A 13,866-nucleotide genomic window follows, 5' to 3' on the forward strand; every position below is an offset into this window, starting at 1 on the left:
GGAATATGAAGATTGTTTTCATGGGAACTCCAGCCTTTGCGGTGCCAAGCTTGCAAATGCTGGTAGATGAAGGCTATGAAGTTGTAGCTGTCATCACCCAACCGGATCGTCCGCAGGGGAGAAAAAAGATCTTGGCTCCTTCACCAGTTAAGGAAGCCGCATTAGCTCTCGGATTACCTGTGCTTCAGCCTGAACGCATGCGTCGTCCTGAGGCAGTCGCTGAGCTGGCTGCATATGAGCCGGATTTGATCGTCACGGCTGCTTATGGTCAAATTTTGCCTAAAGCTGTGTTGGACTTACCGCGGAATGGTTGTGTGAATGTACACGGTTCGTTGCTTCCTAAATATCGGGGAGGTGCTCCGATTCAGCGTAGTATCATCAATGGTGAGAAAGTGACCGGCGTTACTTTGATGTATATGGCGGAAGGGCTGGATACCGGTGACATGATCTCTCGTGTCGAAGTGGCTATTGAGGCTGAAGATACCTCTGGAACTCTTTTTGAGAAGCTAAGCCTAGCGGGACGAGATCTGTTAAAGTCTGAAATGCCAAGTTTAGTGAGTGGAAAAGTTCAAGCTGTTCAGCAAGACGATAGTGAGGCAACTTATGCTCCTAACCTTAATCGCGAGGATGAACGTTTGGATTGGAACGCGAGCTCGCGTGATAACTATAATCGAATTCGTGGATTAGTTCCTTTTTCCGGCGCATTTACGCTCTGGAATGGTGAGACCTTTAAAGCTTGGGCTTCTAAACTGCCTGAAGAGCAGAAAGCAAGCGATAGTGCTCCAGGAACGGTGCTTTCTGTAACCGAGCAAGGTGTCGAAGTGAAAACAGGTGACGGAAGTCTGCTGCTGACAACGGTTCAACCTGCTGGCAAAAAAGCAATGAGTGCGGCCGATTTTAGCCGTGGTGCTGTTATGAAGCCAGGGACGGTGTTAGGTTGAGCGGCGGTGGAAATGGTGTTGGCCGATCAGCTGTAAATCCTAACGGTGGTAAGAGACAGGGGAACAATTCCAAAGCAGTTGGCAACAACGGCAGAGCTGGCAATAAGGGTAAGGTTGCCCCTGCTTCTGCCCGGGAAATCGCGCTTGATATAATGGTTAAAGTTGAGCAGCAAGGTGCATATAGCAATTTGCTGCTCAACAGCAGTCTACAGAAGGCGACACTTAGCAAAGAAGATGCCGGACTGGTCACAGAACTGGTTTATGGCTCTATTTCGCGGATGAACACCTTGGATTATGTGCTTGAAGGATTTGTTAGTAAAGGGATAGCTAAACTACAGCCATGGGTCCGTAATTTACTGCGGTTAAGTTTATATCAAATTATGTATCTGGATCGTATACCGTCCCATGCAGCTGTTAATGAGGCTGTTAATATAGCGAAGAAAAAAGGCCACCAGGGAATCTCAGGGATGGTTAACGGTGTGCTGCGCAGTGTGTTGCGCGCTGGTGATCTACCGGTTCTGCCTGAGGGGCTGAGTCAAGCGCAGCGGATATCGATATTATACTCACATCCGTTGTGGTTAGTGGAACGTTGGATTACCGAGTACGGTGTCGACACGGCGGAAGCGATTTGTGCATCTAATAATGAGCCGCCTGCGGTCAGTGTACGTGCGAATACAACGATGATCAGTCGTGAAGCTCTGCTGAACCAGATGATTGAACAAGGTCTGCAAGCTTCAGCATCTGAGGTTAGTCCCTATGGCATTGTTGTGAAAGGCGGCGGAAACCTGGCGCTCACCTCCTGGTATCGTGATGGATATCTCTCCGTTCAGGATGAGAGTTCTATGCTTGTAGCTGAAGCGGTAGCTCCGGAGCCTGGGATGAGGGTACTTGACTGCTGCGCTGCTCCTGGGGGCAAAACAGCACATATGGGCGAGCTCATGAAAGATGAAGGATCAATTTACGCTAATGATCTGCATTTGCATAAAGCGAAATTGATCTCAGATCAAGCAGAACGTTTAGGTCTTGATTGCGTATCTACAGGCAGTGCAGATGCGCTGGAGCTGGAGCACACTTTAGAGCATCAATCCTTTGATAGAATTCTTCTCGACGCACCTTGCTCTGGACTCGGCGTAATTCGCCGTAAGCCAGACCTCAAATGGCGTAAGCAGCCGGAAGATGTGGCTAGCGTAGCGTCATTGCAACGGGAATTGCTGCAGTCGGTCTCTAAACTGTTGAAACCGGGTGGCATTCTGGTATATAGTACCTGTACTACTGAACAAGCGGAAAATAGTGAAGTAGTAGCTGACTTTTTGAAGCAGAATCCTGACTTCACCGCTGTAACTTTTGCCTCCACATTATGGGACAGGCTGGAGGGTACTGCGCTGGCTGAGGGTGAGGGAATTCAGCTGCTGCCTCATCATTATGGGAGCGACGGGTTCTATATTTCCAAGCTGCAGAGAGTCTTGTAACATAGCAAATTTTCTGACAATTGTAGTATCCTCCGCCCGCCGGGCTACCGTACGGCGGGCGTTTTCTTTTACCGTCTCTGAAATTTGTGTTAAAATAGGAAGAATGAGAAATAATACGCATATCCTTATGAAAGAACAGGTGTAGATAATAATGAAACCTTTAATATATGATTTTTCCTTAGAAGAGTTACAACAGTGGGCGAAAGACAATGGTGAGCCTGCTTTTCGTGGTGGACAAATTTTTGATTGGCTGTATGTAAAACGTGTGAATGACTTCGAAGCAATGAGCAATTTGTCCAAAGGGCTTCGCCAGAAGCTGAATGAACAATTCTCTATTGCAGCGCTAACAGAAATTACTAAAATGGAATCTAAAGATGGAACTGTAAAATTCCTGTTTGGATTGCATGACGATCATGCTATCGAAACAGTTATCATGAAACATAATTATGGCAATAGCGTTTGTGTAACAACCCAAGTAGGATGCCGAATCGGCTGTACTTTCTGTGCTTCCACACTCGGTGGATTAAAACGGGATTTGACAGCGGGAGAAATTGTAGCTCAGGTTGTCCGTTCCCAACAAATCCTTGATGCGCGCGGCGAACGTGTCAGCAGCATTGTTATCATGGGTACTGGTGAGCCGTTTGAGAACTATGATGCAACAATGAGATTCCTGCGTCTTATGATTCATGAGAAGGGCCTAAATATCGGACAACGGCATATTACTGTTTCCACCAGCGGTATTGTACCGAGCATTTATAAATTTGCAGAAGAAGATACCCAGATTAATTTGGCGATTTCGATTCATGCGCCTAACGACGCCTTGCGTTCAAAGCTAATGCCTGTTAACCGCCGTTTTCCGTTTGATGATGTAATTGAATCATTGCGTTATTATCAAGCTAAGACGGGACGACGTGTCAGCTTTGAATATGCCTTGATCGGCGGGGTAAATGACCAACCGGAGCATGCTGAGGAATTGGCCGGGGTGCTTAAGAGCATGCTGTGCCACGTCAATTTGATTCCGGTAAACCATGTGCCTGAGCGAAAATATGTACGTACTTCACGCAATGATATCTTTGAGTTTCAACGTATTTTGGCTGATAACGGGGTGAATGTTACTATTCGCCGTGAGCAAGGCCATGATATCGCGGCCGCATGCGGACAGCTGCGTGCCAAACATATGGAGTTGGGGTGAGGATATTTGATCAGAACAGTTCATGCCAGCGATATTGGCCGAGTACGCTCTGTCAATGAGGATTCGGTCTGGATCGGCGCGACGCGCCACGGTTATACACTCGGTATTATTGCCGATGGGATGGGTGGACATCAGGCTGGTGAAACCGCAAGCAGGCTCGCTTTGGAGACAATGAGGAATAACCTGGACGGGTTAGAGCCTGAACTTCAAGACGAAGCTCTGCGTGATGCGTTGTCAGCTGCTATTTTGGAAGCTAACAGCACTGTGTTCAGGGAGGCTTCCGGTGACGATAAGTATCATAATATGGGTACTACTGTCGTTGCTGTTCTTTTGAATGGATCAAACGGATATATTGGCCATATCGGAGACAGCAGAGCCTATTTAATAAAAGACAGTGCGGCAGTTCAACTAACCGAGGATCATACGCTAGTCAATGAGCTGTTCAAGAACGGTCAGATCAGTGTGGAGGAATTGGATAATCATCCGCGTCGTAATGTGCTGACGAGGGCGCTTGGAACAGATGCTGAGGTTGAGGTTGATATGGCGCCTATAGCTCTGTTACCAGGGGAAATTTTGCTTCTATGCAGCGATGGTTTAAGCAACTTTGTCACAAATGAGCATTTAGGCAAAGTAGCAGGTATACATGAGATATCGTTAGAGGAAAGAGCGGACCGTTTACTTCAGCTGGCACTGCTCGCCGGCGGTGGCGATAATATTAGCGTCGCTTTGTTAGAACATCATGGAGAGGCCGCTGTGCCCGAAACAAAGGAGTGGGATTGATGATCGGTCACGAATTGGGCGGCCGTTACCAAGTCATCGAACGGATCGGCGGAGGTGGAATGGCGCTCGTCTATAGAGCACATGACATTCTTTTAAACCGAAATGTCGCCATCAAAGTATTGCGCAATCAGTTTGTACATGACGAGGAATTTATTCGCCGTTTTAGGCGTGAGGCGCAGTCTGCCGCATCTTTGTCTCATCCGAATGTCGTCAGCATATACGATGTAGGACAAGAAGACGAAATTCATTACATTGTCATGGAGTATATTGAGGGTCAGAATCTTAATGAAATTATAAAAGAACGAGCGCCATTGCAGGTTGATGAATCCGTACGGATCGCTTCACAAATCTGTGATGCCCTAGATCATGCGCATCAGAATCAAATTATTCATCGTGATATAAAACCACATAATATCCTGATCGGACGCAATGGACGGGTGAAAGTAACCGATTTTGGGATTGCCCGCGCAGTTACGTCAACAACCATTACACAGACCGGTTCTGTGGTTGGTTCAGTACATTATTTCTCGCCAGAGCATGCCAAAGGTGTCTCTACAGGAGAAAAGTCTGACTTGTATTCATTAGGTATTGTACTTTATCAAATGCTTACTGGAAGCCTGCCCTTTTTGGGAGAGAGTCCGATTAGTGTAGCTTTAAAACATCTGCAAGAAGAGTTTGAAGAGCCAAAACTTCTGAATCCACTCATTCCGCAAAGCGTTGAGAATGTAATTCTGAGATCAATGCGTAAAAACCCGGAGGAGCGGTACGACTCTGCCAAAGAAATGTTACAGGATTTGGAAACATGCTTATTGCCGGAGCGCCGCAGTGAGGCGAAGATTCTGTTCAACGATGAAGAAGACGAGGATCGTACGCGGGTTATCCCGGCGATAAAACCGATTCAAAGAAGCAATGGTAATCGTAATCATCGTGAGGAACGGATGGTTCGTGATGAAGATGATGAACCGGTGCCTTCAAGTAAAGGTAAAAAACAATGGGCAAAACCCACATTATGGATTGGGCTTACCTTACTGTTGCTGTTGGCTATGGCCAGTCTCGTATGGTACGTTAAATCACAGCTAGTTGTTCCTGAGGTTTCCGTTCCTTATGTAGTAGGTAAACAGATAGAACAAGCACAAACTGAGCTTGAGGATTTGGGGCTTGAGGTTGCTGATCCTATTCTGTATGACTACAGTCCGAATTTTGAAGAGAATGTGGTCATTAAGCAGAGTAGGGAAAAGGATGCCAAAGTGAAAAAAGGAGCGTCCCTTATACTCACTGTGAATACGGCTAAGCCATTACCCAAGATGCCAGACGTAGTTAACAAGAGCTTTGATGATGCGGTTAAAGCATTGATGGCGCTGGGTGTAGCCCAGGACAGGATTGATAATAAACCTCTCTATGACGAAAATACAGATGAAGGTCTCATTGTAAAATCTGACCCTGCATTAAATGCTGAATTCGATCCTGAGACGGTTCAAATCACCCTTTACGTAAGTAAAGGAGAAGAAAGTGTACTGTTGCCAGATCTCATCGGTAAGACGGAGAGTGAGGCAAAGGCGCTGCTTGAAGGTGCCAAGCTTGTTCTTGGAGAAGTGAAGAAAGAATCCAGCTTCAGCATTGAAGAAGGTAAAGTAACAAAGACTTGGGCATTTGATAAAGGGACAGGTACTTCTGTTCCACCTGGAACAGCGATTACGATTTACTTAAGTACAGGTTATCCACCTGAAGCCCTGAATTATACCTTTAATGTGCCAGTCGCTCCTGCTCAGGATGGGAAAAAGAGCAAGATTCGTATCGAATTCGTGGATGCGCGCAATAATGGAGAGAAACAGGATTGGGGAACACGTACCATTGGAAAAAGCCAAGTGTTATCTGTGAATCTAGTATTGGCTCCTAATAAAGATGGTTCAGTTATTGTTACCCGTGACGGTGTACTTTTGGACACTTATGTCATTCCTTATATCGATGCGAAGAACGGAACCGTTCAGGAGCCTGAGCCACCAGTTATAGCAACACCACAGCCAACTCCAACACCTTCTGCTGAACCTACGCCTACAATTGAACCTACGATTGAACCGGAGATCTTGCCGGGTTCAGGTTCAGAGAATGACGGAGGGAATAACGGGGCGGTGAATCAGACAGGGTTCGTAAACAATAGTTCTATAAATAGTGAATCGACTAATAATGGCAATAATAAGCACAACAATAAAGGCAAGGATAAATCTAAAGATAAAAACAACAACTAAACAGGGTTTAACCTGAACGGTTGGCGTAGCGAAATGACCCGGGGATATCAGACTTGGGTCATTTTCGCAAAATCAGGAGAGGAAGGCTCACTATGTATGCCTGAAGGAATAATTGTTAAGGCGTTAAGCGGTTATTATTATGTGAAACCGCTCCGCGAAGGATTAATTGCGACTGAAGAGCATTCTGTTCAATGCAGAGGCCGAGGAATTCTCAAGAAAAAAGGGATCGCTCCGCTAGTTGGAGATCGGGTTATTTATATCCTTACTGAGCATGGAGAAGGAATGGTGGATGAACTTCTACCTAGAGAATCTGAACTGATTCGTCCACCTGTAGCGAATGTTAAGCTCGCAGTGCTTTTATTCTCCGTTCGGGAGCCCGATATGAACCTGAATCTGTTGGACAAGTTTCTAGTTCATATTGAGCATTCGGGTCTGGAACCCCTAATTGTTCTGACTAAACAGGATTTGGCGGATGATGATGGTGAAGCTACCCGTTATGTTAAAGAACTTTATGAGGATATCGGATATGAAGTGATGGTCACAAGTTCACTTACTGGTGCCGGAAGCGATGAGCTAAGACAAAGGCTTACTGGAGGCATCAGCGTATTTGCGGGTCAATCCGGGGTTGGTAAGTCCACCTTATTGAATCGTATTGTTCCAGGGCTTAAACTGGAGACTGGAGAGATCAGTTTACGATTGGGACGTGGTCGTCATACGACCCGTCATGTGGAGCTGATGGATATTGGTGGTGGAGGTTTTGTTGCAGATACCCCAGGTTTTAGTCAGCTTGATTTCTTGGAGCTTGGTGTAGAAGAGCTGTCCACTTGTTTTCGTGAATTTGCTCAATACTCATCCGATTGTAAGTTCCGGGGCTGCAGTCATCAGCATGAACCAGGCTGCCGTGTAATAGAGGCTTGGAAAGCAGGGAAAATTGCGGATAGTCGCTATGATCATTACAAACTGTTTTTTAATGAAATGAAAGATAAAAAGCGGAGGTACTAACATCATGATACGAATAGCACCATCTTTATTGTCGGCGGATTTCGCGCGTTTAGGTCCAGAAGTTGCAGAGGCGGAAGCCAGTGGTGGAGATTGGATACATGTGGATGTAATGGACGGTCATTTTGTGCCGAATATCACGTTGGGTCCACCTATTGTAAAAGCTGTATCGTTACATACCAAGCTGCCACTTGATGTTCACTTGATGATTGAGTCACCAGAACGTTATATTCCTGATTTTGCTGCAGCTGGTGCAAGTGTGATCACCGTTCACGCTGAGGCATGCGTTCATTTGCATCGTGTGGTTCATCAGATCAAGGAACTGGGGCTGAAGGCAAGTGTAGCAATTAATCCGGGTACTCCGGCATTAGCGGTGCGTGAGGTGCTGGAGGATGTGGATATGATTCTGGTGATGACCGTTAATCCAGGCTTTGGTGGTCAAGCATTCATTCCTAACACTTTGCGCAAAATCACTCAAATTCGAGAATGGGCGAATGAAGTGAATCCAGATTTATTGATCGAAGTAGATGGTGGAGTATCGGAAGATACAGCACCATTGGTTGTGGCAGCTGGAGCCGATGTTTTGGTAGCGGGGAATGCAGTTTTTGGCCGGAGTGATCGTGCTGCGGCGATCCGAGGAATTCGAGAAGCAGCCGAATCAGCACTGCGTTAAAAAATAGGCGATTGAGACTAGAGGTATAGGCCAAGTCCTCGGTGCATAAATATGGTTACATGAGCAGAAATCTCATGTAGCCTTTTTTTGTTTTGGCAGGGAGGACTGCAGTTCGTTTCCGTTATTGACAAGAGGAAAGTCTCCTGCGTACGGCATGAATTGATGGGAGGGTAAATCATGAAATTTTACACGTTTAAGCTGCCAAGGTTTTTGGGAGGTTTTGTTAAAGCAATATTGAACACATTTCAGAAGAGTTAAGCCTCTAACAGAAAAGAAAACATGAAAAAAAGCACCTTACAAATGTAAAGGGTGCTTTTTGCTTCATATAAGTTATCGTTCGGTCTTAAAAATTGCTAAAGACTAAACGCGTTCAACTTTTCCGGCTTTCAAAGCACGGGTGCTGACGTACACGCGTTTTGGTTTACCGTTCACGAGGATACGGACCTTCTGAACGTTAACTCCCCAAGAACGACGGTTGCGGTTATTAGCGTGAGACACGTGGTTGCCGCTGCTCGGTTTCTTGCCTGTTACTGCACATTTGCGGGACATAGATTACACCTCCTTATTCCTAACACCTGCATAAACAATACTTATCTATAATATCACAGCAAATTTTGCTACGTCAACCGATTCAAAAACATTTATTTCTTTTAATACTTATAGTACAATGTAAATTAGTGCATTATGTCCTGTTAATCATAGAATGATTAGGCATGAAGTTAGGAAGGGGAATTCTCAATTGAGTAAGCGTTCTATAAACGGAACAGATTTTACCGCTATGGTATTGGCTGGAGCGGATAAGCTGCAACAGCATGCAGAACACGTCAATTCCCTAAATGTTTTTCCGGTCCCAGACGGAGATACCGGTACAAACATGAATTTGACGATGACCGCAGGTGCGAATGAATTAAAGAAAAATAACACCACTTCTGTGGGCCAATGTGCAGGTGTACTCTCCAAGGGCTTATTAATGGGAGCTCGCGGGAATTCCGGCGTTATTTTGTCCCAGTTATTCAGAGGGTTTAGCAGGTATGCGGCTCAACATGATGAGCTTAATACACAGCAGTTCGCTGCTGCGCTGCAAACCGGAGTGGACGCTGCGTATAAAGCAGTTGTAAAGCCTGTAGAGGGAACTATTCTTACTGTAGCTAAAGAGGCTGCAAGACATGCTGTTTATTATGCCCGCCGTACTACTGACGTTGTGGAGCTGATGACAGAGGTATTAGCCAAAGCAAAAGAAGCCTTAGCTTATACGCCTGAGCAATTACCTGTATTGAAGCAAGTCGGTGTTGTAGATTCTGGCGGTCAAGGTTTGGTCTACATTTATGAAGGGTTTCACCAGCATCTGACGAACGGAAGTACCGGTCTGTCTGAATCTGTGCAAGGACAAACCCACACACCCGTTGCACCAGCGCCTAAACCCGTGTTAACGAAACCTGAAAATGAACTGTTTTCTGTACAGTCTTCTGCGCAGTCACAGTTATCTACTGAAGATATAGAATTTCTATATGATATGGAGTTTTTCATTAATCGCCAGTTAGGCGCTAACGTGAGAACTAATTTTGATGAGGAAGCTTTTAGGAAAGCGTTGTCAGTTAATGGCGATTCCATTATTGTAATTTCGGATGATGAGACGATTAAAGTGCATGTGCATTCTAAGGCTCCAGGTGAAGTGATGAACTTGGCTCTTCTTTATGGGGAGATCACGCAGATTCATATTCTTAATATGCGAGAGCAGCATCGTGACCTGCTGACTGCGGGTATGGATATTGCACCAATGCCTGATGTATTCGCTGATATGCCGAATGAGAAGAGTGCAGTGCAAATGTCTCCTGCTGAGCCACCAGCTGATGATTTGGCACCTTACGGCTTCATTGCGGTATCTTCTGGCGCAGGTATTGCTGATATTTTCAAAAGCCTTGGAGTGGACGTAGTCCTAGCTGGTGGTCAAACAATGAATCCTAGCACGGAGGATTTCGTGAACGCGATTTCTTCTATATCTGCGAAGCATGTTTATATTTTGCCGAATAACTCGAACATTGTTCTTGCCGCTCAACAAGCTAAAGATCTTCTAGAAGGCGAACGTGAGATTACGGTGATTCCAAGTAAAAGTATTCCACAGGGAATAGCAGCAGCTTTTGCGTTCCAAGAGGAAGATGCTGTGGAGACTAATTCTGAGAATATGCTGGAAGCAATCTCTCATGTGAAGTCCGGACAAGTAACGAACGCTGTGCGTGATACAAGCTTTGATGAGCTGGAGATTAAGTCGGGCCAATTTATTGGGATTTCTAATTCCAAAATTGTTGCTGCGGCAGATGATCTTTTGGCTGCAAGTCAGGCGCTGTTATCCAACATGCTGGAGAATGGCGACGAAATCGTCACGATCCTTATTGGCGCAGAAACAGAATCCGAGGCTACTGATTCTTTGAGTGAGTGGCTGGAAGAGACTTATCCGAATGTGGAAGTTGAGATTCATGAGGGTGGCCAACCCCTGTATTATTATCTGTTCTCTGTAGAGCCATAGATAGGAATTAATGGTTCTATAACAATGGAGTAGAAATTTGTTATTGCGTAGTTGGCAAAATTATAGCTTGGGGGAGAAAATCCATGAATCGTACCATTATCGTCACCGACAGCACTTCAGATATCCCGCCAGCAATGGCGGAAACGTACGGAATTGAGGTAGTACCGTTGACCTTAATGTTCGGCGAAGAGGCTTTTAGGGACAATCTGGATATGACTCCGGAGCAGTTCTATGAGCGTCTTCCCCGTACCTCACAGCTGCCGACTACTTCTCAACCCTCACCGGTTGAATATATGAATGTGTACCGCAGTATTCTGGAGCGTAACCCGGGCTGTTCTATCCTTTCCTTTCATATTTCTTCTGGACTGAGCGGGACTTATCAATCTGCATTGCTGGCTAAATCGATGCTGGAGGAAGAGGGAGAAGGAATCACTGTTGTGGATTCTCTCTCCGCTTCTTATGGTTTTGGATTTATGGTAGTGGAAGCTGCCAGAATGTCTGCTGAGGGCAAAGGACCTGAAGAGATACTTGAGGCTGTAGAAAGCCTACGTCAAACGCGTAAGCTTTACTTCTTAGTAGATACACTTGAATATTTACAAAAAGGCGGGAGAATTGGGAAAGCCTCCGCTATTCTGGGGACACTTCTGAATATTAAGCCGATCCTGTCCATTGATGCAGAAGGAATTATTTATGCGGTGGAGAAAGTTAGAGGCCGTAAGAAGGCTGTCGCCCGTATGATTGAACTGTTCAAGCGGGATCTGCAGGGTGTAAACAAAATCAATGTGGCCGTGGGTCATACGGCTGAACCGGCTTCCGGCGAGGAGTTCCTGAATGAGCTTGCAGGACACTTCACCTTGGAAGAAAAAGTGCTGACGAACGTCGGCCCTGTCGTGGGCAGCCATGTCGGTAACGGTACATTAGCTGTGTTCATTTGGCCTGCAAAATGAGGGATAAATATGACACTGGCATTAAATCAAATTGAAGTAAAAAACATAACTGGCGTGAGTGCTCAAAAGCAAAGCGAGCTTCACGCCTTTGGCGTCTTTACAGTAAAGGATTTATTAGAGTATTATCCGTTCCGCTACGAGGATTATCGGCCCCGCTCGCTTAGCGAGACTAAACACGGGGATAAAGTGACCGTTGAGGCAAAAGTGATCGGTATCCCTGTGCTGCAGCGCTTTGGCGGCAAGTCTCGTCTTAGCTGTAAGATGGTTGCAGAGCCCTGGATGTTCACAGCAACCTGGTTTAACCGCCATTACGTAAGAGAGCAACTCACTGTGGGACGGGAAATTGTGCTGACCGGAAAATGGGATCAGAAGCGCAATCAGATTACAGTGACTGATTATGAATTTCCGGATCGTGGTGAAGGGAAGACGGGAACACTGCAGCCAGTCTATTCAGTAGGTGGTAAGATCACGCAATCCTGGATCAGGAAGGTTATTAATCAGGGACTTCAGCAGTATGGGGATCTGATTCCAGAAATTTTACCGCATTCTATTATGAGGGAATATGAGTTCATGCCGCGTAAACGGGCCATTGCCACAATTCATAGGCCTGAGGACACTCGTGAAGGGCAGCAGGGGCGCCGTAGGATGGTATATGAGGAACTATTCCTGTTCCAGTTGAAGATGCAAGCGTTCAGGGTTCTGAACCGCGGGCGGATGGATGGGGTAGTCCACACAGTGGATAACGCGACGGTACGCCAGTTCGTACGCAGTCTGCCCTTTGAGCTTACAGATGCGCAGAAACGTGTAGAGCTGGAGATTTTACATGATCTGCGTTCACCATATTGCATGAATCGTCTGCTGCAAGGAGATGTTGGCTCGGGTAAAACAGTGCTTGCGGCAGTGGCGCTTTTTGCTACGGTAAGATCTGGTTTTCAGGGCGCACTTATGGTGCCTACAGAGATTTTAGCAGAGCAGCATATGCGTTCACTTACCAGAATGTTTGAGCCGTTTGGGATTACTGTAGGACTCCTGACGGGCAGTGTGACTGGCCGAAAACGTAAAGAATTATTGGCCTCGTTGCAAATGGGGATGCTTGATATCGTGGTAGGAACACATGCTTTGATTCAGGAGGATGTATTTTTCCGTGATCTGGGACTTGTAGTAACTGACGAGCAGCATCGTTTTGGTGTGAATCAGCGTGGTGTATTGCGGCGTAAAGGATATAATCCGGATGTACTGACGATGACGGCGACGCCTATTCCTCGTACGCTAGCCATCTCTGTTTTTGGCGATATGGATGTATCCACTTTATCTGAGAGGCCGAAAGGCCGGGTGCCAATAACTAGCTACTGGGTAAAGCATGATCTTATGGATCGTGTGCTGAATCTGATTAAGCGTGAAATTGATCTCGGTCGTCAAGCTTATCTGATCTGTCCGCTTATTGAAGAGTCAGAGAAGCTGGATGTGCAGAATGCTATTGATTTGCATATTCAGATGAGCCAAGCTTTCCCTAGCTATAAAGTTGGGCTTTTACATGGTAAAATGACTCCCGCTGAAAAAGATGAAGTGATGCGGGCGTTTTATAACAATGAGCTGCAGCTGCTTGTGTCCACTACGGTGGTGGAGGTGGGTGTAGACGTTCCTAATGCTACATTGATGATCATTATGGATGCGGATCGTTTTGGCCTGTCACAGCTGCACCAGCTGCGTGGACGGGTAGGAAGAGGGCAGCATGCCTCTTTTTGTGTGTTGGTAGCTGATCCAAAATCTGAAATCGGACGTGAGCGAATGACTGCCATGACCGATACGGATGACGGATTTGAGATTTCCCGAAGGGATTTGGAGCTGCGTGGTCCGGGGGACTTTTTTGGGACAAAGCAGAGTGGATTACCGGAGTTTCGGCTGGCAGATATGACGGCTGACTTTGAAATTCTCGAGCAGGCGCGGGATGATGTTGCTGAGCTGCTTAAGGATGAAGCCTTTTGGACATCACCTGAATATGCATCTCTTCGGCATTATTTACAGAGTGAACAGATCTTCCAAGGAGAATTAATTGACTAACTAGGCACATGTAGCACCGAAGGCTCATATACTG

At 46.1% G+C, this 13,866-nt stretch carries 12 protein-coding genes; 11 read left to right on the plus strand and 1 reads right to left on the minus strand.

What is annotated here, in order from left to right; all coding sequences use genetic code 11:
• The first annotated feature begins 5 nt into the window (after positions 1-5).
• The 8 genes from fmt to spoVM all read left to right on the plus strand — a co-directional run bounded on the left by fmt (position 6) and on the right by spoVM (position 8,558).
• Entirely contained in the window at positions 6-941 is a 936-nt protein-coding gene (fmt, locus tag NST40_RS12290; RefSeq protein WP_076275856.1) for a methionyl-tRNA formyltransferase, read from the plus strand.
• A 137-nt stretch (positions 942-1,078) separates the two neighbouring features.
• Complete coding sequence (rsmB, locus tag NST40_RS12295; RefSeq protein ID WP_256718911.1) at positions 1,079-2,410, plus strand: 16S rRNA (cytosine(967)-C(5))-methyltransferase RsmB; 1,332 nt, start codon at positions 1,079-1,081, stop codon at positions 2,408-2,410.
• 151 nt (positions 2,411-2,561) lie between these two features.
• Entirely contained in the window at positions 2,562-3,602 is a 1,041-nt protein-coding gene (gene rlmN, locus NST40_RS12300; RefSeq protein WP_036686196.1) for a 23S rRNA (adenine(2503)-C(2))-methyltransferase RlmN, read from the plus strand.
• A 6-nt stretch (positions 3,603-3,608) separates the two neighbouring features.
• Positions 3,609-4,382: a Stp1/IreP family PP2C-type Ser/Thr phosphatase gene (locus NST40_RS12305; protein ID WP_076129149.1), complete on the plus strand. Its 774-nt coding sequence runs from the start codon at positions 3,609-3,611 to the stop codon at positions 4,380-4,382.
• Positions 4,382-6,628 (plus strand): Stk1 family PASTA domain-containing Ser/Thr kinase, encoded by a 2,247-nt coding sequence (pknB, locus tag NST40_RS12310; protein WP_076129150.1) that lies wholly within the window; start codon positions 4,382-4,384, stop codon positions 6,626-6,628. Before NST40_RS12305 ends, pknB begins: the two co-directional genes overlap by 1 nt.
• Before the next feature lie 96 nt (positions 6,629-6,724).
• Entirely contained in the window at positions 6,725-7,630 is a 906-nt protein-coding gene (gene rsgA / locus NST40_RS12315; protein ID WP_076275854.1) for a ribosome small subunit-dependent GTPase A, read from the plus strand.
• A 4-nt stretch (positions 7,631-7,634) separates the two neighbouring features.
• Entirely contained in the window at positions 7,635-8,300 is a 666-nt protein-coding gene (rpe, locus tag NST40_RS12320; protein WP_076275853.1) for a ribulose-phosphate 3-epimerase, read from the plus strand.
• Positions 8,301-8,477: 177 nt separating this feature from the next.
• Complete coding sequence (spoVM, locus tag NST40_RS12325; protein WP_020431362.1) at positions 8,478-8,558, plus strand: stage V sporulation protein SpoVM; 81 nt, start codon at positions 8,478-8,480, stop codon at positions 8,556-8,558.
• 102 nt (positions 8,559-8,660) lie between these two features.
• Here spoVM and rpmB read toward each other — a convergent pair whose 3' ends face one another.
• Entirely contained in the window at positions 8,661-8,849 is a 189-nt protein-coding gene (rpmB, locus tag NST40_RS12330; protein WP_036686205.1) for a 50S ribosomal protein L28, read from the minus strand.
• Positions 8,850-9,039: 190 nt separating this feature from the next.
• Between rpmB and NST40_RS12335 the strand changes: the two genes are divergently transcribed.
• The 3 genes from NST40_RS12335 (at position 9,040) to recG (ending at position 13,832) form a co-directional block, all read left to right on the plus strand.
• The gene (locus tag NST40_RS12335) at positions 9,040-10,824 is read left to right on the plus strand and encodes a DAK2 domain-containing protein (RefSeq protein ID WP_076179560.1); all 1,785 of its coding nucleotides are present in this window, start codon (positions 9,040-9,042) and stop codon (positions 10,822-10,824) included.
• 83 nt (positions 10,825-10,907) lie between these two features.
• Positions 10,908-11,771 (plus strand): DegV family protein, encoded by an 864-nt coding sequence (locus NST40_RS12340; RefSeq protein ID WP_076179559.1) that lies wholly within the window; start codon positions 10,908-10,910, stop codon positions 11,769-11,771.
• A gap of 9 nt (positions 11,772-11,780) precedes the next feature.
• A complete protein-coding gene (recG, locus tag NST40_RS12345) occupies positions 11,781-13,832 on the plus strand; it encodes an ATP-dependent DNA helicase RecG (protein ID WP_076179558.1) in 2,052 nt (683 codons plus the stop codon).
• Positions 13,833-13,866: the final 34 nt, after the last annotated feature.

Source organism: Paenibacillus sp. FSL R10-2778, from assembly GCF_038593035.1.
In the GTDB taxonomy this organism is placed as follows: Bacteria; Bacillota; Bacilli; order Paenibacillales; family Paenibacillaceae; genus Paenibacillus_AQ; species Paenibacillus_AQ odorifer.

Bases quoted from the DNA above. Each gene is read 5' to 3' on its own strand.
- rpmB (WP_036686205.1), bottom strand. From the start codon at position 8,849: ATGTCCCGCAAATGTGCAGTAACAGGCAAGAAACCGAGCAGCGGCAAC.
- NST40_RS12340 (WP_076179559.1), top strand. From the start codon at position 10,908: ATGAATCGTACCATTATCGTCACCGACAGCACTTCAGATATCCCGCCA.
- rlmN (WP_036686196.1), top strand. From the start codon at position 2,562: ATGAAACCTTTAATATATGATTTTTCCTTAGAAGAGTTACAACAGTGG.
- recG (WP_076179558.1), top strand. From the start codon at position 11,781: ATGACACTGGCATTAAATCAAATTGAAGTAAAAAACATAACTGGCGTG.
- rpe (WP_076275853.1), top strand. From the start codon at position 7,635: ATGATACGAATAGCACCATCTTTATTGTCGGCGGATTTCGCGCGTTTA.
- pknB (WP_076129150.1), top strand. From the start codon at position 4,382: ATGATCGGTCACGAATTGGGCGGCCGTTACCAAGTCATCGAACGGATC.
- fmt (WP_076275856.1), top strand. From the start codon at position 6: ATGAAGATTGTTTTCATGGGAACTCCAGCCTTTGCGGTGCCAAGCTTG.
- spoVM (WP_020431362.1), top strand. From the start codon at position 8,478: ATGAAATTTTACACGTTTAAGCTGCCAAGGTTTTTGGGAGGTTTTGTT.
- rsgA (WP_076275854.1), top strand. From the start codon at position 6,725: ATGCCTGAAGGAATAATTGTTAAGGCGTTAAGCGGTTATTATTATGTG.